The sequence below is a fragment of the Desulfosoma sp. genome (genome assembly GCF_052743555.1).
This window is the reverse complement of record NZ_JBRAHS010000003.1, coordinates 1-18,965: the sequence shown is the minus strand read 5'-3', so window position 1 is coordinate 18,965 and position 18,965 is coordinate 1. Positions and strand designations below refer to the sequence as shown.

15 protein-coding genes and 1 pseudogene are annotated in these 18,965 nt (G+C 56.9%); 10 read left to right on the top strand and 6 right to left on the bottom strand.

Annotated features, from left to right (window positions below):
• Positions 1 to 261: pseudogene (locus ACUVSA_RS02565) on the top strand (hypothetical protein); the annotation flags it as partial.
• A gap of 403 nt (positions 262 to 664) precedes the next feature.
• On the opposite strand, the gene era reads toward ACUVSA_RS02565, so the two are convergent.
• From era to ACUVSA_RS02535, 6 genes are all read right to left on the bottom strand, one after another.
• The gene (gene era, locus ACUVSA_RS02560; protein ID WP_445893672.1) at positions 665 to 1,573 is read right to left on the bottom strand and encodes a GTPase Era; all 909 of its coding nucleotides are present in this window, start codon (positions 1,571 to 1,573) and stop codon (positions 665 to 667) included.
• Positions 1,574 to 1,701: 128 nt separating this feature from the next.
• On the bottom strand, positions 1,702 to 3,672 hold the full coding sequence (locus ACUVSA_RS02555) for a hypothetical protein (protein ID WP_445893671.1): 1,971 nt from the start codon (positions 3,670 to 3,672) through the stop codon (positions 1,702 to 1,704).
• A 15-nt stretch (positions 3,673 to 3,687) separates the two neighbouring features.
• The gene (locus ACUVSA_RS02550; protein ID WP_445893670.1) at positions 3,688 to 4,695 is read right to left on the bottom strand and encodes an SDR family NAD(P)-dependent oxidoreductase; all 1,008 of its coding nucleotides are present in this window, start codon (positions 4,693 to 4,695) and stop codon (positions 3,688 to 3,690) included.
• A 35-nt stretch (positions 4,696 to 4,730) separates the two neighbouring features.
• Positions 4,731 to 5,882 (bottom strand): glycosyltransferase family 4 protein, encoded by a 1,152-nt coding sequence (locus ACUVSA_RS02545; RefSeq protein WP_445893669.1) that lies wholly within the window; start codon positions 5,880 to 5,882, stop codon positions 4,731 to 4,733.
• 62 nt (positions 5,883 to 5,944) lie between these two features.
• Positions 5,945 to 6,892 carry a glycosyltransferase gene (locus ACUVSA_RS02540; protein WP_445893668.1) on the bottom strand — a complete coding sequence of 316 codons (948 nt, stop codon included), beginning with the start codon at positions 6,890 to 6,892 and terminating at the stop codon, positions 5,945 to 5,947.
• A gap of 78 nt (positions 6,893 to 6,970) precedes the next feature.
• Positions 6,971 to 7,705 (bottom strand): hypothetical protein, encoded by a 735-nt coding sequence (locus ACUVSA_RS02535; protein ID WP_445893667.1) that lies wholly within the window; start codon positions 7,703 to 7,705, stop codon positions 6,971 to 6,973.
• A gap of 164 nt (positions 7,706 to 7,869) precedes the next feature.
• Between ACUVSA_RS02535 and ACUVSA_RS02530 the strand changes: the two genes are divergently transcribed.
• The 9 genes from ACUVSA_RS02530 to ACUVSA_RS02490 all read left to right on the top strand — a co-directional run.
• Complete coding sequence (locus ACUVSA_RS02530; RefSeq protein WP_445893666.1) at positions 7,870 to 8,778, top strand: ABC transporter substrate-binding protein; 909 nt, start codon at positions 7,870 to 7,872, stop codon at positions 8,776 to 8,778.
• Entirely contained in the window at positions 8,775 to 10,193 is a 1,419-nt protein-coding gene (locus tag ACUVSA_RS02525) for an ATP-binding protein (RefSeq protein WP_445893665.1), read from the top strand. Before ACUVSA_RS02530 ends, ACUVSA_RS02525 begins: the two co-directional genes overlap by 4 nt.
• An 8-nt stretch (positions 10,194 to 10,201) precedes the next feature.
• A complete protein-coding gene (locus tag ACUVSA_RS02520) occupies positions 10,202 to 11,581 on the top strand; it encodes a sigma-54-dependent transcriptional regulator (protein ID WP_445893664.1) in 1,380 nt (459 codons plus the stop codon).
• On the top strand, positions 11,578 to 13,632 hold the full coding sequence (locus ACUVSA_RS02515) for a TonB-dependent receptor plug domain-containing protein (protein WP_445893056.1): 2,055 nt from the start codon (positions 11,578 to 11,580) through the stop codon (positions 13,630 to 13,632). The genes ACUVSA_RS02520 and ACUVSA_RS02515 overlap by 4 nt, the downstream gene beginning before the upstream one ends.
• A gap of 2 nt (positions 13,633 to 13,634) precedes the next feature.
• Entirely contained in the window at positions 13,635 to 15,668 is a 2,034-nt protein-coding gene (locus tag ACUVSA_RS02510; RefSeq protein ID WP_445893663.1) for a tetratricopeptide repeat protein, read from the top strand.
• 339 nt (positions 15,669 to 16,007) lie between these two features.
• On the top strand, positions 16,008 to 17,411 hold the full coding sequence (locus ACUVSA_RS02505; protein WP_445893662.1) for a hypothetical protein: 1,404 nt from the start codon (positions 16,008 to 16,010) through the stop codon (positions 17,409 to 17,411).
• Between the two features lie 178 nt (positions 17,412 to 17,589).
• Positions 17,590 to 18,087: a hypothetical protein gene (locus ACUVSA_RS02500; RefSeq protein WP_445893661.1), complete on the top strand. Its 498-nt coding sequence runs from the start codon at positions 17,590 to 17,592 to the stop codon at positions 18,085 to 18,087.
• Positions 18,088 to 18,100: 13 nt separating this feature from the next.
• A complete protein-coding gene (locus ACUVSA_RS02495; protein WP_445893660.1) occupies positions 18,101 to 18,661 on the top strand; it encodes a hypothetical protein in 561 nt (186 codons plus the stop codon).
• A 69-nt stretch (positions 18,662 to 18,730) separates the two neighbouring features.
• Positions 18,731 to 18,965, top strand: a 235-nt coding sequence (locus tag ACUVSA_RS02490; protein WP_445893659.1) for a hypothetical protein, incomplete at its 3' end; no start/stop codon positions are given.

The following is an 18,965-nucleotide window of genomic DNA, read 5'->3' as shown; positions in this document are numbered from 1 at the left end:
CGGTTTGAACAGATCGACAAGCGCTTTGAACAGCTGATGCACTTTCTTTACCTGCTTTCCGGCATTTTCACGTCGCTGGTCATTGCGGTCATCGGTTTTGCGTATTGGGACCGGCGCACCATCATCACGCAGGCCAAGAAAGACACGAAGGAAGACCTCGAAAGGGAGGGCCGACTTCGAGACGTTATATTGGCCCTGCGCGAATACGCCGCCAACAACAAAGACCTGGCGGCCATCCTGAAAAGCTTTCGTCTTCTCTAAGAGCCCGTCTGAAAATGCTGGGTGAGAGTTCATGAGCCCACAAGGAGCACTGTCGCGCCCAATTTTCAAAGGGACGGCCGCCTGCTGACGCTGAGACCGGAAAAACCTGTCCCTTCGAGGCCGATCTGAAAGCGGCCCCTCGACATCGGAGGGACGGGCTCCTGGGCGTCCGAGAATGGGCGAAGCGCCTTGACGGAGGCCCTTCACTGGCCCATGCGGGCTTGCACGAACATCTGGGAAAGGCCTTCTCCCAGGCATTTTGAGCCGCCCGTTCCATAGGATCTTGTTTCTGCAGCCTTTTTCAGGCGTGCCGTCTTCCTTTCGTCATGAGGGCATCGTCCCACGTACCATGGCTGCAGGACGAAAGGCTGCACCGGCTCTCGGCGCCTCTGCGGCGAGAGGCTTACGTGCCCCTTGGCCATCGATACCCGAACTCCCTCAGCACCCGCCGATCCCGACGCCAGTTCTTTTGCACGCGCACATGCAACCCCAGGTAGACACGACACCCCAGGACCCGCTCCACGTCTTCACGGGCCAAGCGCCCGATCTCCTTAAGGCGCCCGCCTCCTTTGCCGATAAGGATCCCCTTTTGTGAATCCCGCTCCACATGAATGGTGGCTTCAATGCGAATCAAATTCTTTTCCGGCTCCTCCTTGAAGGCATCCACCGTGACGGCCGTGGCGTAAGGAACCTCTTCCTCCGTCAAGTGAAAAACCTTTTCCCGCACAATTTCCGCCACCAGGAACCGTTCCGGCTGATCCGTGACGAGATCTTCCGGGTAATACCTGGGCCCTTTGGGAAGCCGGCGTTCCAGTTCCGCCAAGAGTTCCGGCACGCCATCGCCCGTGAGGGCCGATACCGGCACGACAGCGGCAAAATCGCGCTGCTCGACATAGCGTTGCATCAGGGGCAACAGCAAGGTTTTGTCTTTGACAAGATCCACCTTGTTGAGGACAAGCACCACGGGCGTGGAGAGTGTTTCCATGGCCTGGAGCGCAAACCGATCCAGATCCACGCTGCGGGCCGTCACATCTGCAATGAAGGCCACCACATCGACGTCTTTCAGGGTCGCCAGGGCGATATCCACAAGGATCTTGTTGAAGGTGTCCCGTGCCCGGTGAATCCCCGGCGTATCCACAAACACCATTTGGCACCGCGGCGTGTTGTAGATGCCCACAATACGGTTTCGCGTGGTCTGGGGTTTGGGGCAGGTGATGGAAATCTTTTCCTTGAGGATCTGATTCATGAGGGTGGACTTGCCCACATTGGGCGCCCCCACTAAGCTGATGAATCCGGATGGAATCTCCTCCACGACGGCTGGGCCTCCTTGCTGTCATGCCCGCAATGTCTTTCTGAGGCCTTGGGCGGGCGCACCTTCACGGTTCCGCAGCATTTTGGCGCGCTGGGAACCCCGAAGCCAGGCGGGAGGCGTATCAGCACTTACAGATCAGGCCCCGAAGGCTTAAGATTGTGAGAAAAATTCGGGGTGGTCGGCATCACACGGGCAGGCCCCTCGCTGCTCAGACCTTCCCGTTCCGCCGGCTGGGCGACGCCTTGCCCTGCAAGATCGGCTTTCATACACGGCGACAGATGGAGTTCGGCCCGTCTCAGCACCACGCCCATCTCGCGACAAACGTGTTCCAAAACTTCGGTGATTTCCCGAGACACGTCTCGAGAAGCCACCACGATTTCCTCAACGCCGTATCGGCGGATGATTTTCCGCAGATGCCGAAGGCTTCCCAGCACCTTGTAGCCGAACATGCGGCGGCGAACCGTCGTTTCGTCATCATCGATAAAGCCCACTGGCAGAAGGCCGAGATCTTGATTCTCCAAAAGTTCCTGAAGCACGTAAGCACCGTTGCGATTGGCGCCGTAGATCAGCGTCGGACGGCCCGTTTTTTTCACCAGACGATTCAAAAATTCCGACAGGAACCGAAAGGAAAGCCGGGACCCCGCCATGGACACAAAGGCCAAGAGCCAAAAGATGGCAAAAACGGTTCGAGAAAAGCCTCGGAAATCGTAGGCGAAAACCAAAACCGCTAAGCTCACGCACACCCCGGCGCTCACCGCCACAGCATGCAAACTGAGATCCGACAAGGTGGTGTAGCGCCACACACCTCGATAGATGCCGCAGGCCATGTAGCTCGCCAGGCAGCAAATCAAGACGACCGGAAGACTGTCGAGAAAGAGGGGGAAGGCTTCGGGATCCGCCCACCGCTCATAGCGCAGGTAATACGCCAGCCAATAGCAAAAGGAAACCCAAAACACATCCAGCAGCACCTCAAAGACGCGTTTTTTATAGGTGAACTGCACCCAGAAAACGGTGAGGGCCGGTTTCTTTTCCAGAAGATTTTTTTCCTCAGGAGGATAGACGCGCACCTGAGCAAGGCGCACCAGAAAGACGACCGTCAACAGCACAAAGAGCGCACCCGCGGCGTAAAAGAGTCCCATGTCCACGGCGCTCAACAACGCCACCGCGCCGCCCAGGACCGAAAAACCGTACAAGACGTGCACAGCCTTCTTTTCATCGAGGCCGATACCCACCAGTCGATGCGACGTGTGGTCCCGCCCGCCACGGGCTACAGATCGCCCAAAAACCGTTCGCATGATGGAAACAAGCGCCATATCCGCCACGGGAAGACAGAAAACGAAGAGTGGGGCCAAAACGATGGGCACCAAATGCCCATGGCGGCTCAATTCGTTTTGGGTACTGATGCCTGCCAAGACAAAACCGAGAAAAAGGCTTCCGCAATCCCCCATGAAAATGGACGCCGGACGGCTATTGTAGCGCAAAAAGCCAAGGACAGCTCCGAGAAAAATGGGCAAAAGCGCAATGGTGGGATCGGAAGGGACCCCTCCACCCGTCATGGCCTCAAATCCCAACAGAAAAAAAGCGGCAATGGCTGCCACGCCCGCGCTCAACCCGTCCATGTTGTCCAAAAGATTAAAAGCATTGGTGATGCCCACGATCCAGAGAACACTCAGAAAAGTGTTGGCCGTTTTGGACACGAACCAGTCGATTTTGTAGCCAAAGAAAACCAACACGGCGGCCAGAACAATCTGCCCCACCAGCTTGGTTTGGGGGGACAGGTTTCGAAAATCGTCCCACAGCCCGAGCAAAAACATGCCCAAACTGCACAACAGCAAAGGCGCCAGATCGGGAACAGCTCTGTGCGCATCCCCGAACCATCCCAAGAGCGCTCCAAGGGCTGTGGTCGCATAAAAGGCTCCAACGATGGCGATCCCGCCCAGAAGGGGTGTGGGCACCTTGTGCCAGCGGTCTTCTCGGGGCGCCGCCACTTTGTTGACCTTCTTGGCCCAACGGGCCACCAGGGGCGTAAGCCGCCATCCAAGGGCAAAGGATCCGACAAACAACCCCGCAGCCCGAGCCCAGTACAGGGCCGCATCCATGCCTTTTCTCCCCGCTCAGCTCTGGAAATGAGCAATGACACTTTCAATGATGCCCCGCAAATCCACGCGAGGCGAAAATCCCGTGAGTTCTTTCAGCTTGCTGATATCCGGGCATCGACGCCGCATGTCTTCAAATCCGGGCCCATAAGCCCTTTCATAGGGTAGATACTCGATTTCGGACTGACTTCCGGTCATTTCCTTCACCAGCTCGGCCAGTTCTCGAATGGTGATTTCCTGGGGGTTTCCCACGTTGATGACTTGGCCAAGGGCTCTGGGTTCGCCCATGAGCCGCACCATCGCCTCCACCACATCGGCAACATGGGCAAAGGATCGCGACTGCGAACCGTCCCCATAAACGATGATGGGTTTGTTCAAGAGGGCTTTTTGGACGAAATTGGGAACAACCATGCCGTATTGCCCAGTTTGGCGCGGGCCCACCGTATTGAAAAGGCGCACGACAATGACGGGCAACTTTTTTTCCTCGTGATAAGCCAGCGCCAGGAATTCATCCAACGCCTTGGAGCACGCGTAAGCCCAACGCCGACGTGACGTGGGCCCGATAAGGCTGTTGCCGTCTTCACGCAGCGGTGCACCGCCGTTGTCATCCATGGCCTTGCCGTAGACTTCCGAGGTGGAGGTGATGAGCACTTTTTTCTTGTGCCGGTTGGCGCACCGCAGCACCACCTCGGTGCCCCGCACATTGGTTTCCAAGGTCTCCACGGGACGGTTCATGATGAGCTTGACCCCGACGGCGGCGGCCAAATGGTAAACCTCGTCGCATTGCGCCACCAACTCATCCATAAGGGATTCATTGAGAATGCTGTCCACAATACACTGAAAACGATGGTTGTCCTTATGCTGGGCGATGTTCTCCAGCCTACCCGTCGACAAGTCATCGACGGCTATCACTCGACACCCTTCCCCCAGGAACCGATCCACCAGGTGCGACCCTATAAACCCTGCTCCACCGGTGACAAGAATGGTTTTGTCCTTCGTCTTTTGTGCACCCTCACTCGGCTTCATCTCAGACTCTGACCTTGAGCTCAGAAACGATCGTTTTAGACTTCGTTGGATCTGCGCTGCCCATTGGTGCGGGCTCCCCACAACACCTTTTGATAAATTTTCAGCATCTTGTTTGAAAATTCTTGGACGGTGAATTCCTTTTCCGCCAATTTTCGCGCATTCTCCCCCATGTTTCGGCGCACTTCGGGATGTTCCAAAAGGTAATCGATGGCCGATGCCAGGCTCTCGGCATCTTTGGGCGGCACCAGCAATCCCGTCACCCCATTCCTCACCGCGTCACGACAGCCAGGCCAATCCGTTGTCACCGCGGCACGTCCCACACATGCCGCCTCCAGCAGAATTTTCGGCACACCTTCCCCATAGTAGGAAGGAAGAGCCACAAGATGCGACCCAGCAAGAATCTCAGGCATGTCATCGCGGAACCCCAACCATTCCGCAACGCCTTCCCGATGCCATTTTTCCAAATAATGCCTGGGCACGCTCGCGGGATTTTCCCAATCATCATGCCCCGCAAGCACAAACCGCACCCGCGCACCCCACTTCTTTTTCACAATCCGGGCGGCCTTCACAAACTCTCCCACACCCTTATTCCAAAGCATGCGCGAGGCCAAAACGACGACAAAAGGAGGCGGCTTCGGCTCGGGCCGGTGTTGAAAAAGCCCTAAATCCACCCCTACGCCACCCACGACAACCATGTTCTCGGGATGTCCCCAGCCTTGAGCCAACCCGTAGGCATAGTCCGCCTCATTTTGAAAAACCAGCGCACTTCGCGCATCGCCACGCAAAGCTCGAAGCCACCAATTGAGCACATAGCGGCTGCTTTGGCCCTCTTGGTTTCGAAAGGCAAAACCCAACCCGATGAACAGATGAACAGTGGGAAGCCGCAACAATCTGCAAGCCACCGATCCGTAACAAATGGCTTTAAGGCCGATGTGATGGACGAGGTCAGGCTTGATCCGTCGATAATGACGCACGAGACAAAGCATCGCCGCCGCTTCGCGCGCCGGGTTTCTGCCCGCGCGGGTCACCGGCCAATGGGCAAAATTCACGCCGGCGCCTCGAATCGTGGCTCCATCTCCCGTATCCCTGGCAATGACCGTCATGTCAAAGCCGTGCTTTTGAAGCGATTGGGCGAAAGGCAGAAAATGCAGGCGAAAAACCCAGTCGGCATTGACGGTAAAGATCAAGCGTATTTTTCGGGCAGTGGGGAACCTGTGTGCAAATGGCTCCACTGCGTGCTCACCATTCATCAATAACGCCCCAACACCACCAGAAGCCGAAGCATGTCCGTTTCCCAACGACGCAGCCTTCTCACCTCCATGGAAAGAGCATACCGCACGCGCCTCGCCATGGACCCGCGGGCTTTCACAAATCGTTCAATGGTCTCTTTCGATGCCTTGCTTAAGGCGCCGCCGTGGATGTTTAAAAAGATCTCCGCCTGTCGACGGGCTTGAAAATCCCCGTCGATCAAGACCCTTATGGCTCTTTTGACATTTCTTTTTAGACCTCCAAGGGTTTCTCCCACCGTAGAAGCATCATGGAGTCTGTAGTCCATTTGAATCCTTGCATCATAGATCACCTGGCCAAAAGCCGCAACCGTTAGGTACACCCACCAGTCATGATACGGAATGCCTTTCGGAAGATGCTTTCTAAGGATTGCCATCGCCGAGCGATTGAAAACTTGCGTACAGCCTTTCGCCGGATTTTGCACCAAGGCGTTACTCAGGCCCGGTCTTGTTACAAGAGGCGAAAAGCCTAGCGGTCTCAGGTCTGATGTGACAAACCTCTGCCGACAAAAATAAAGCAAAGGGATGGTCTCATCCAGCCGGGCCAACATCTCGACGGCATGTTGCATTTTGGTGGGGGCCCAAACATCGTCTTGATCAGCAAAAGCATAATAGTCGTGGCTCAAATCAACCTTTTCCATCAGCTGGAAATAGCTTTGGGGTATTCCGACATGTTCCCCAGATTCCAGCCTCAGATTCATCGGTCGACCGGATTTTTCCAATACCTGTAAAAGCAAGGGTATGGTTCGATCAGAAGAGCCGTCATCTCGAACATAGAGTATCAGGCGATCATAGAACTGACCCACAATGCTTTGAATTTGTTCAGCAATGTATCTCTCCCCATTGTATGTCGCCAGAAGGACGGCCACCTCAGGATTTTTCGCGTCTCGAGGCCCCCGCACTCTATGCATCCTGCACGGCGTGTCTTAGCACATTTTTGTCGAACCAATTGTCCGCGTTGCCACAGTCCTTTTTCACTCGTCCTCGATTCAATTTCCCTTCTCTTGCATCATTTCCAAAAAGGGGTTGCTTCCCGATCCCTGAAAAGGCGGAAAGGGATTCTGGGACGATCCCTGGCCCGCTCCTTGGCGTGCCTTTTCAAGGGCCTGTTGCAGGGGGTTGGCGCCGCCGCCTTGGGGTTGGGTTTGCCCGGAGGGCGTCCCCCTCTGGCCGGGTCCGGCGCTTTTACCGGGAGTCGGTCCAAAGGGGGTCGGCGGCTGGCCTTGCCCTTCTTGCTGATCCGTGTTCGCTTGAGTCGGCCTATCCACATCTTGGCCCTTGGGAAGCGGGCCTGCGGCCACTTGCACAGGCTCCGGCCTGTCTTTGTCCGGGCCGTACAGGGGCAGGCGAAGCGTCTGGCCGCTTCCCTCCAAAACGACGGCGCCGGTGTCGATCTCTTTTACGACGTAAGGCCCAACGGTGTCCCCTACCCCATACCATGCCCCCGGGGAAGCTCCATCTTTGGAATCACTGCCCGTTTCAAGCAGCGCTTTCTTTCCTTTGGCTGAGTTGATGACGCCCGTGAAGGTGACCCGTGTCATCTGGGTCAAACTGGTTTTCGATCCCTGGGAAATGTCAGTCTCCGGCACGAGAAGATGCTTGGCCACCATGGGAGGCTGCACTGCGTTCATGTCGGCCGCCCCACCGGCCCATGCGCCCATCGCCCCGCACAGCCCGAAAACCACAACCATCAGAGCCACGTGCATTCCTTTACCTTTGTTCATGGAACCTCCTGTTTTTTGCTTTTATTTATCCATTGAACGCATTCGGCCCGCTTCTTGCCTCTCCAGTTGCATTGGGTTTTCTTTTCGGGCACATTCGCAACGGTTTCGACTTTCTTTCGCGATTTCCAGTGAGGATGAAAAAAGCCATCTTTGCACTGCATCTGTTGTCTGCCTTCATTTTTCTGGCCGTGCCCGGCATGAAGGCCATTGGAGCCTCTCAAGAATCCCTTCAGGAAGGGCCGCGGCGAATCGCCGTCGTCGTCTCTCGGCCCCTTCGACCCTACATGGAAGCCCTGAAAGGCCTCCTGACCTCTTTGGGTCAACGGCGCATGCATGCGCTGCAACCTATCACTCTGTCGCCGGAGACTCAAGGAGACTTTCGCGCCGTTCAGTCGGAACTCCTTCGCCTTTCCGCCGATGCCTTCGTCTCCATCGGCCCGGAAGCTTTGCCGCTCGTCCAAAGCGCCTCCATTCAGCGCAATATTCCATGGGTCTACACCATGGTGCTCGACCCTGCAAAACTGGTCCCTCATTCCGAGGCCACCGTCTGCGGCATCTCTCTTTTCCTTCCCGCCGCCGAACAGCTGGAAGCCATCGCTCAAACCCTTCCAAACAGGAAGCGCCTCGGCGTCTTTCACTCGTTGACGGCAAATCAGGCCTTTTTCCAGGAAGCCATGCGGCACGCTCAGAGCCTGGGCCTCACTGTGCAACCCATTGCCGTGCAGAGCCCCAAGGACATTCCCGGACGCCTGACAGGAATCCTGCCACAAGTGGATGCCCTGTGGATCGTGCCGGACCCGGCCATTGATTCCAAAGCCCTTGTGGAATACCTGGTGGAAACGGCGCTTTACCACAACGTCCCCTCCATCGGGTACAATCGCTATTTTCTGGAAGCCGGCGCGGCCATGGCCTTCGTTCTGGACTACGAAAAAATCGGCGCGGCCACGGCCGCCCTGCTGGATTTTTACCTCCATTCAGGCCGCTGCCCTGAAACGGCGCCGCCTTACGATGTCATCGTCAACGAGCACGTGTTGCGTCGTCTCTTAGATCACTCGTCGGAGGAAGGGAGATGACACGACGTTTGGGATTCCTCGCTCGGCTCCTGCTTGCTGGGTTTTTCTTGATCGGCGGGGCCGTTTCCGGCTTGGGAATCATCGGCCTAAAAATGATTCGCGACTTTACGGAGGCTCGTTTTGCCGAGCGCAATCAATTCATGGCCGACAACCTGGCCCGAAACTGTGAGCTGGGGCTCCTCATCGAAGACCGCCGCATGCTGCAGCGATTGGCAGACAACCTCCTGAGCGAGGAAAGCCTGGTGTCGGTGGAAATCCAAAACGCTCGAGGAGAAGTGGTGGCCCGCGCCCACAAAGGGCAAGGAGGACCGACTGCGGTAAGTTTTGCGCAGGTGAGGCTTCGAAAAATCGGTGAAATGGCCAGCGCGGAGCTCGCCGAATCCGCCGATGCCGCCTCCAACGTTTTGGGTTCCGTGCGGCTCTCCTTCAGCCTTTCCCATATTCAAGCTTTGTCCACCGATCTGGGCGTGACCTTCATTGTCATTTCTCTGGTCATCGTCCTTCTGGCTCTGACCTGCTTTTTTGTGTTTGCCAGATCCCTGCTCAACCCCATTCATCACTTGGTCAAAACCGCTCAGGATGTGGCCGCGGGAAACCTTTCCGTGCGGGCCCCTCTAAGCGCCGTGCCCGAGGCTCGCACTCTGGCCCATGCGGTCAACACGATGCTGGATGCGTTGGCAGAAAACCGTCGAGCTCTCGAAGAAGCCTATCAGGAAATGATCCGCCAAAAATCTTTTGCGGAAATGGGAAGGGTGGCCATGGTGGTCGCCCATGAAGTGAAAAACCCCTTGGGCATCATCAAGAGTTCCCTGGACCTTCTCAAACGTCAACATGGACTTGGCGACGACGACCTTCTCGTCCAGTACATGGAAGACGAGATCCAACGACTCAACCGGCTCATCGAGGACTTCCTTCTCTTTTCCAAGCCGGCCAAACCCCACTTCAGCCTTGTTGACATGAACCATCTGGTTCGGGATGTGGTGGAGCGGCATCGGCTCCAGATGGAAAGCCCCGCCCTTGCAATCCGCACGGCAATCTCCGACAATACGGCCCGCTCCTGCATTGACCGGGACCTGATCATGCGGGCTGTGGCCAATTTGGTGCAAAACGCCGTGGATGCCTGTGACGGCGCGGGGATCGTCACCGTGAGCACAAGTGATGACGGTGCCTACTGGACCGTGCACGTTGTGGACCAAGGGCCGGGGGTGCCGCACGAGCTGGCGTCGCGCATCTTTGATCCCTTTTTTACGACCCGGGCCAAGGGAACAGGACTCGGATTGGCTTTCGTGGCCCAAGTGGCTCGTATTCACGGCGGTTCAGTCGGTTTTGTCAACCTGGAAGAAGGCGGGGCTCGATTCAGCCTGACCCTTCCCTTGCATGAGGCGGTTTCAGGTGCAAGGGTGAGCGACGATTGAGGGGTTTTATGGCCCGAATCCTTGTGGTGGATGATGAGAAGAAAATGCGGCATCTGCTGAGCATGATGCTGGCCAGCCGCGGCCACACCACGGAACAGGCGGCGGACGGCCGGGAGGCTTTCGATCTTTTGCTGCGAAAACCCTATGACCTGGTGATCACCGACCTTCGCATGCCGCATATGGACGGGCGGGAATTGTTTCGGCACATGAAGAGCCGCGGTATCGACATTCCGGTCATCTTCATTACGGCCTTCGCCACGGTGGAATCCGCCGTCGAGTCCTTACAAGAAGGCGTCGTCGATTACATTTCCAAGCCCTTTGAAGAAGATCGCATTCTGGCCACCGTGGAACGCACCCTGCGGCTTTCCAGCATTTTGGAAGAAAACAGGGATCTTCTCAATGAACTGCGCCGCATGAGCGGTTCTTACGATATCGTCTTTCAGTCGCAAGCCATGCACAGGGTTGTGAATCTCGTCAAAGCCGTGGCCGAAGAAGACACCACGGTGCTCATTCGAGGAGAATCCGGCACAGGCAAGGAACTTCTGGCGCGTTTCATCCACGAAACGAGCCCTCGGCGCACCAAACGTTTCGTGCCCGTCAACTGCGCCGCCATTCCCCAAGGGCTCATTGAATCGGAACTTTTTGGCCACGAAAAGGGCGCCTTTACCAGTGCGGATCGGCGCAGCCTCGGCAAGTTCGAAGCCGCCTCCCAAGGAACCCTTTTTCTGGATGAAATCGGCGACATGCCCTTGGACGCTCAGGCCAAACTTCTTCGAGTCCTGCAAGAGAAAAAAATTCAGCGCGTGGGCGGCCAGACCGAAATTCCGGTGGATGTGCGCATCCTGTGCGCCACCAATCAGGACTTGGAATCCCTGGTGCAGGAAGGCCGGTTCCGTTCCGATCTTTTCTACCGGATCAATGTGTTTCCCATTGAACTGCCGCCCTTGCGGCATCGGTTGGAAGACGTGCCTTTGTTGGCGAACCATTTCGCCCGGCGCTTTTTTGCATCCGATGATGTGGAAATCACTCCCGGCGCCATGGACCTTCTCATGAATTACTCTTGGCCGGGCAACGTCAGAGAACTGGCCAACGTCATGGAAAGGGCCTGCATTTTGGCGAAAAAAAACCGGCGCATTACGGCGGAACATCTGGTGTTTTTGAAGCCGGCCGAGAACGGCGAAACGGGTGCAGGCACCGTTTTCAAACTCCCGCCCCACGGCCTTAACCTGGAAATCCTGGAGATGGAACTGGTGGAACAGGCCCTGGCCCTGGCCAACAACAACCAAAGTGCTGCCGCGCGCCTGTTGGGACTCACTCGGGCCAAGTTTCGCGTCCTCTACCGCCAATACATCGATTATCTTCGAAACAACAGGCGCCTGGTCTCATGAACCGCCCATTGCGACTGATGATCATCGCCTGCTTTGTGTGGCAGGCCGTGATGAACCTTGCGGCCACAGGGGTGAATGCCGGCGCCGATTTCGACGACGGCACGAGCCTCATGTTTCTGGGAGAAGACACGGATGTGCTCACCCTGGCCACGCGCCGTGAAGAAAGCGCCGCCAAAGCTCCGGCCGTGGCCCAGGTGCTCACCCGTCAGGACTTTTGGGACCGTGGAGACACCACTCTTGCAGACGTTTTGGCCTATCAGCCGGGGTTTTTCATGGCACCCAAGGAATACGGCTCCAGACCGTATCTTCGAGGCATTCCCGAAAGCACACTCTTTCTCTTCAATGCCGTTCCTTTGCGCTCGGAAGCCTCCAAAGGGTTTCACCCAATCGATCAGGACTTGTCTTTGGCGGGAATCAAAAGAATCGAGATCGTTCGTGGAGCCGCCTCGGTGCTCTGGGGGTTGGACGCCTTTTCCGGCGTCGTCAACGTGGTGCCGCTCACCGGCACAGACTTTCAAGGCCTGGAAACTGGTGTTCTGACGACGACGGATGAAGACGCCCGGCAGGCCTACATCAATGTGGGCGGAAACGGCCCATGGTGGTCCGGTTTCGGGTCCTTGACCCTGGGAACAGGCGGCGGCAAGGGGGATCGAGCCACCGTGGTGCGCTTTTGGGATGGACCGAACGGGGCGCCTGTGCCCGTGACGGATCGGTACGGATCCGATCATCCGGATTCCCCCAACACTTTGGACCTTTCGGGGAACATGACCCTGGGGAAAGCGTTCACGGTTTCCGGACGCATTGCCCGAAACCGCACGCCCTATGTCCTTTCCAGCGCCGATAAAGACCTGTCGTGGATCGAGGAGCGGCGAACGAACACAGAACACATCAAGGCGGACTTTCAAAAAGCGCTCACGCTGGACACATCCCTCAAGGCTTCCGCCTATTATCTTCACCTGGCGCCGCACACGCGCATCATCGATCGAGACTTCAGCCAGGGCGAAAATACGCTCTATGCCGAGACCGTGCTGGAAAAATCCCTGATGACCGGGCGCGGACTCATCACGGCCGGAGCGTCGTTCAAGAAAACCCAGGTCGAAGAAGCCCTCATCTGGAAAAACTACTTTCCCGATTATCTGGGCCCGGACAACACGGCTTTTCTGCCCGTCTACGCCACGAAAGACTTTGACCACTCCCTGAGCTCGGCCTTTGTTCAGTACCTGCATAAAACGAAGTCTTGGGACGCCATGGCGGGCCTTCGTTGGGACGTTCACAACGAGTACGAAGACAGCCTCAATACGAGTTTCGGCCTTGTGTGGCACCCCACGGATGTTTTCACCATGAAGTTTCTCTACGGCACGTCTTTTCGAAGCCCCTACGCACGCCAATACGCCGAAAGCCGCTCGGCAAAGAAGCTGGAAAAAGCCCGAAACTTTTCCGTTCAAGCCGTGTGGCGACCCAACGCGCGGTTGAGCGGGGAAGTGACGGGATTTTTTACTAAAATTTGCGACCATGTCATGGAAGATCCCTTTGCTGGTGTCTCCCTGGCCAATGAACAAAAATTCGTCGGTCTGGAAGCTTCAGCTCGTTTTCACCTTACGGATTCCCTTTCCCTTCATGGAAACCTCACCGCCTTGACCCATAGCGGCCCGGATGAAGTCTACCGCTATACGGAGTATGGCATTCTCGGCCCCGGCGGGGATTTTGAGGAAACCATCGTGGACCTGACCTATCCCTTTGATGTGGGGCCGAAGACTTTCGGCAACGCCGCCGTCCTGTGGACACCGACAAAGCACCTGTCCGCCCGGTTGCGGCTTCGTTCCTTTTCGGAAATGAGCCTCATTTACCCTCGAGGGGCCGCAAGGGACAACGCGCCGGACGTCTGGCTTTTGGATCTGGATGCGGCGTACAAAGATTTCCTCACACCCAAGCTTGACCTCATTGCCGCTGTGACGAACCTCACGGACCGGGACCATGAAATTCCCGGAACCTATAGCATGATCGACGGCCGTCCGCTCACCCTGCACCTTCATCTTCGCTACCGGTGGTAATCATGAAAACCATGGCGTTTGTCTTCGGCACTTTTTGTGATGCGTTCTGTGCGAAAATATTGCGGCGCCGCAGCGCCGCGGCGCTCTTGATCGTCGGCGTCATCGCCCTCATCTACGCCAACGGGCTGCATACGCCCTTCGTCTTTGACGATTTCCATTCCGTCGTGGACAATCCACGCCTCGAAAACCCAGTGCACTTTCTTCAACATGCCTCGCTTGGACAGTCCCGCATTCTGGTCGACTTCACTTTCGCCCTCAACAAGGCTTTGGGCGGCGATGATGTCGTGGGCTACCACCTGGTCAACATCGCCATCCACGCCCTCAATGCCTGGCTCGTCTATGCGCTCACGTTGACCCTTTGGAAGGCCCTGAGAGAAAAAAGGGGGCTGGATTTTCCGGCGAACCTTTCACCGGACGAATGGGCCCTCGTGACCTCCCTGCTTTTTGCCTGCCATCCCGTCCAGACCCAGGCCGTGACCTATATCGTGCAAAGGTACGCGTCCATGGCGGCGACGTTTTACCTTTTGTCCGTGCTGTGCTTCGTCAAAGGCCGCCTGATGTGGCCTTCGTCACAGCAGTGGGCTCACGGCCCAGGGAACCGTGGTGGGCGAGCCTTCCTTCTTCCCGGGCTGTATTTTCTTCTGTGCTTCGTTGGCGGGGCGGCGGCTTTCTTCAGCAAACAAAACAGCGCAAGCCTGCCCTTGATGCTGGCCTATATGGAATTCGTTCTCTTTGACCGCTCTTGGCGTGGGTGGCTTCGCAAGGCTTTGGTGGCCCTGCCTTTTGTGATCTTCTTTGGGCTTTTCCTTGTCGCCCACCTGGGCGGGACTGTCGAATGGCGGGACTTCGGCAGGCTCTTGGAAGACGCCGATCGCGCCACGCGGGAAACGTCGGCCGTGGACCGGTGGACCTATGCCGTCACCCAGCTTCGTGTCATCTGCATTTACCTCGGGCTCCTTCTCTTTCCCGTTCGTCAGTGCCTCGACTATGGGTATCCCTTTGTCTCCTCGGTCTTTGCCGGCTGGACACCGCTGGCGGCCGTCCTGCTTTTGGCCATGGCGGCAACAGCCATCGTGGGTGTACGCCGCCATCCGTGGGTCAGCCTCGCTGTGGGGTGGTTCTTGATAGCTCTCTCCGTGGAATCGAGCATTTTTCCCATTCGGGACGCCCTCTTTGAACACCGGCTGTACCTTCCGTCCGTAGGGTTTTTCTGGGCGATCACCTGGCTGCTTTCCTGGATCGCTCCAAGAAGCCGCACCGCCTGGGTTCTCATCACCGTCATTCTCATCGTTGCCCTGGGCACGGCCACCCATCTTCGAAACCGAATCTGGCAGAATCCGGCGGCTTTGTGGCGGGAGGCCGTCGAGCGCAATCCTTTTCATTCAAGAGCTTACAACAACTACGGCAAGGCGCTGATGGACCAGGGCGATGATGCGCAGGCTCAAAAAGCCTTTGAAACCGCCCTGCGGCTCGATCCCAAAAACTTCGAGGCCCACCTCAATCTGGGACTTTCTTTGGCCCGCCAAGGCTTGATCGGCGAGGCTTTACCCGCCTTTCAGCAGAGCCTGGCCCTACGGCCGGAAAACCCCAAGGCGCTTTACAACATTGGGTTAGCTTATCACAAAATGCGCCTCTATGATGCGGCCCAAACCTATTACCGACGGGCACTTCAAGCGGACCCTTTCATGGAAAAGGCGGCCCTCAATTTGGCCAATCTTTTTGTGGAGCAAAAGCTTTTCGACCAAGCGCTGGAGATGCTGGGCTCCTATGCGGCCTCACACCCGGATGCCGCCGACGTGCTGCACAACCTGGCGGTGCTTCACCTGCAAAACGGTCGACCTGACGAAGCTCAAAAGGTGGTGGACGAGGCTTTGTCCCGTCGGCCTCGATCCGCACCGTTGTGGGTGCTCAAAGCCGAGCTGTCCCTTCGACTGGGGCAAATCGAGGCCGCCCGCACGGCTTTGGACCAGGCCCTGCGATTATCCCCCAAAAACGCTCAGGCCCTGGCTCTCAAAAAACAACTGCCTTCGGGCTGACGTGAAGCGGCCGTGGCGCCCTGGTCACCGATGACCACTGCTTGGTCAGATCTGACCATTCCAGCCGCCTTATTTTTCTGGATCCGTAGGCGCCCTGTGCGCCGGGATTTCCACTCCAAAGGGTCGCCGCCCGAGAAAATCGTCTCACAAGTCCCTTGGCCCCAAGGGCACCCTCAGGCCGCTGCAAAAAAACGATGCGGTAACACTTGGCCCGACTTCTGCTAACATGCGTTGCGCGGGCTTCGTTTCTTCACCGCGGCGCATTTTGAGAAAACTTCAGGGAGCAAAGGTCCAGGAAAGATGTGCCTACCAAAACCCCAGCGGTCGACGGCACACTCGATGTGGGCGCATTTAGGAAGAAAGCCCTTTGGGCTCTTTTTCCTGCTCGTTTTTCACGCCCTGGGCTTGTGGGGCCGGGCGACCGCCGCTTCGGTGCCGGAACTGGAAGGGCGCTTCCTGGAACTGACCCAATCCCTTCGTGCTCACCCGGCCGAAACCCTGGCTGCCTTCTTTCCCGAGACGGTTTTTCCATTGCCGTCGACACCGCTGTTTCGCACCTTATCGGCGCAGGGGCTGCCTCGGTTGGTGCCCCATGATGCCTTGGCGCGTTCCGCCGAAGACACTTTGGCAACCTTGCTCGCTCAGGCCCAAGGTGGCGTGGTGTCCTTTGATCTTCCTCCCCTTCAGGATCGTCTGGCCGCTCACGGCTACGCGGCGGTGGAAAACGGTGAAGTCGTGGTTGCCTTGACCTTTCGAAACTTTGTGCGGCCGGAAGCGGCGGCGGAAGCCCTTTTTCGCCAGGTGCTCGCTAAGGAGCTTGCCGTTTCGGACCTTCGCCAGACCGTTCTGTTGAATCCGCATGTGCGGGAAATCGGCTTGGCCTGCCGCACCGGAAAAGTCTTCGTGCACGGATCAGCGCACAACGCCTATGTGCTGGTTGTGCACGCCGGCGCTCATGGGCTGCACGCCGTGGAACTGCAGCTGTTTAAGGAACTCAACCACTGGCGTCAAAACCCCTCCATGGGAATTTTCCCCATGTTTCTTTCGGCCTTGAGCGGGAAACCCGCTCCTTTCGCTCTGGATCCTGTGCCCGTGCTTGTCTTTGATCCCAAGCTTTACGAATACGCTCGAGCGCTGAATCTGGAGGCGTCCTTTGTGCCGGACGCGGCATCACAACCCTCTTCGGCGGATTTAGCGGCTTGGCTTTCGATGGTTCCTCCGCTTCGCGCGACGGTCCCTTTGAATGTTTCCATGAACCTGGAACAAGTGACCGCAGCCCTTTGGCAATCCCTTGTTCGACAGGAAGCCGCCCGTTGGGTTTTTCAAGGAGAGCCTTATGCACTGTCTCGCGAGGTTTTTGGCGGCGCTGTGCATGTGAAACTGAAAACCGCCGATGACGGCACACTTTTTCTTGAAGCGGTCCTTCTGGTGGCCATTCGATCCCCGCAAGCGCCCTGGGGGGCGCGGCTGGCCGGAAGTGTTTCGGCGACTGATGGGTTGCCTGAGGCTTCGGTCACCATTCAGGAAGTCCGCATCGTTTCCAGCGCGACACAGGAGATTCGAGCCTCCGCGCTGGTGGACACGGCAGGCGGATTTTCCCTGGCCGCCGCTGAACCTTTTTATCCTCCTTTCACCCCTTACGCATTGGTCGTGGTGGACGCTCAGGGGCAAGAGATTCTTCGCCGTCCTTTGCCCATGAATCTTGACGGCACTTTCGTGGACGTGGTATTGACTATGGACTGATGGAAACGGATCTTCCATGAACTCTGATCGACTGCAAAAGAATCGTTCTTTTCCCAGAATGAGGTCGCCTGTGATGGCCCAGAGCCGTCGTTTCCGTCTTGTTCTCGGTGTTTTTTTGTGCGCCTGGCACTCCTGGATGGCCTGGGGATCGGAAACTCCCAGCCCCGCACCGGATACCATGGTGATCGCTGAAGGTCAGGAAGGCTTTCGCGTGACCCAAAAGGATGTCCAGGACCTGATCGATTTTTTCACCACGCACACCATGTTTCAGACCAACGAAAAAGAATACCGCCGCTACACGGTGCAAACTTTTCTTTTTGCTCGGGAAGCCGAGCGGCTGGGGCTCGTGGCTACCCAGGAAACGCTTCCTCAAGAGCCCATTCCAAAGCAATTGGCTTTGGCCGAGATCTACCTCGCGCACCGCTTACAAAATCTGCAGCTCGAGCCTGAAGCGATCCAGTCCTATTATCGGGCTTTTCCGGAACGGTTTCTTAAGGATTCCGGGGCTGAAAAATGGCGTTCCAACCCTCAGCCCATTCTTACCGAGGACGATCTTCTTCCTTTGGAACAGGTGGCCTCGCAGATTGACGCCTTTATTCGAGGGCAAATGAAAAAGACGGTGGAAGGTGCGGCCTTTCAGGAACTCATGGCCCACTACCAGGTGGTGATGAAATAGGCCAATGCAGCCCATGAATCGCTTACTCCTAGCATGCTTTTTGCTTGTCCTAACAGTCGTCACCAGCTGTGGTGACAGGGGACCGCAGCCCCAGAAATCGACAACCGGCACGTCCCCACGGCTGATCTTTACGGAAGAAGCTTCGGCGGAGGCACACTGGCCGGATGCCCGCCTGCGGCAGGTTTTTACCGAATACTGGAACGCCGCGCTGGAAGGGCGGTGGGAAGACGCTTACCGACAGGAAGCGGATTATGTGCGCCAGCTTGTCTCCAAAGAAAGGTATTTCAAAGTGATGGAATTCATGACGGATCCCAAGAAAGTGAGCGCCTTTGAAGTGGGGGTTCCTCGAGCTCGATCACCCTACTTGTATGAAATTCCGTTGCAGCTCAAAATACCCAGCCCTGCTGAGGGACTTCCCACGCCGGCTCGTTTGGATTATTGGGTCAAGACAGACACGGGATGGTATCACGCCGTCAAGGCGAGTCTTCTGTTTCCCGAGCTGGGGTTTGGTGCGGCAATGCCTGGCCCCCTCGGACCCATTCCCCAAGGAAAGGAGGTGGAAAAGGAAAGCTGAGGAGCATTTTTGTCAGGCACGAGTTTGTGGAAGATGGAACGCGGAGCAACCCTATCGAGGAGGAAATCCATGAAACGTTGTGCTGCCCTTTTGATCGCCGTTGCGGTTCTGGCGGCCGTTCCGGTGATGGCCAAAGATCCGGGCCATGTGAAGATCGCCCCCAACAATAAGGGCGACCTCTTGATTTTCCCCTTTTATTACACGGACAATAGCGGCATCTGGACCAAGCTCACCGTGGTGAACACCTCGGAGACCAATTCCACGGTGGCCAAGGTGGTCATCAAGTCCTGGCAAAGCAGCCAAG

What these genes read in the sequence shown, in the direction of transcription:
- ACUVSA_RS02555 (WP_445893671.1), bottom strand. Translation starts at nt 3,672, where the DNA reads ATGGATGCGGCCCTGTACTGGGCTCGGGCTGCGGGGTTGTTTGTCGGA.
- ACUVSA_RS02550 (WP_445893670.1), bottom strand. Translation starts at nt 4,695, where the DNA reads ATGAAGCCGAGTGAGGGTGCACAAAAGACGAAGGACAAAACCATTCTT.
- ACUVSA_RS02540 (WP_445893668.1), bottom strand. Translation starts at nt 6,892, where the DNA reads ATGCATAGAGTGCGGGGGCCTCGAGACGCGAAAAATCCTGAGGTGGCC.
- ACUVSA_RS02535 (WP_445893667.1), bottom strand. Translation starts at nt 7,705, where the DNA reads ATGAACAAAGGTAAAGGAATGCACGTGGCTCTGATGGTTGTGGTTTTC.
- ACUVSA_RS02525 (WP_445893665.1), top strand. Translation starts at nt 8,775, where the DNA reads ATGACACGACGTTTGGGATTCCTCGCTCGGCTCCTGCTTGCTGGGTTT.
- ACUVSA_RS02520 (WP_445893664.1), top strand. Translation starts at nt 10,202, where the DNA reads ATGGCCCGAATCCTTGTGGTGGATGATGAGAAGAAAATGCGGCATCTG.
- ACUVSA_RS02515 (WP_445893056.1), top strand. Translation starts at nt 11,578, where the DNA reads ATGAACCGCCCATTGCGACTGATGATCATCGCCTGCTTTGTGTGGCAG.
- ACUVSA_RS02510 (WP_445893663.1), top strand. Translation starts at nt 13,635, where the DNA reads ATGAAAACCATGGCGTTTGTCTTCGGCACTTTTTGTGATGCGTTCTGT.
- ACUVSA_RS02505 (WP_445893662.1), top strand. Translation starts at nt 16,008, where the DNA reads ATGTGGGCGCATTTAGGAAGAAAGCCCTTTGGGCTCTTTTTCCTGCTC.
- ACUVSA_RS02500 (WP_445893661.1), top strand. Translation starts at nt 17,590, where the DNA reads ATGGTGATCGCTGAAGGTCAGGAAGGCTTTCGCGTGACCCAAAAGGAT.
- ACUVSA_RS02495 (WP_445893660.1), top strand. Translation starts at nt 18,101, where the DNA reads ATGAATCGCTTACTCCTAGCATGCTTTTTGCTTGTCCTAACAGTCGTC.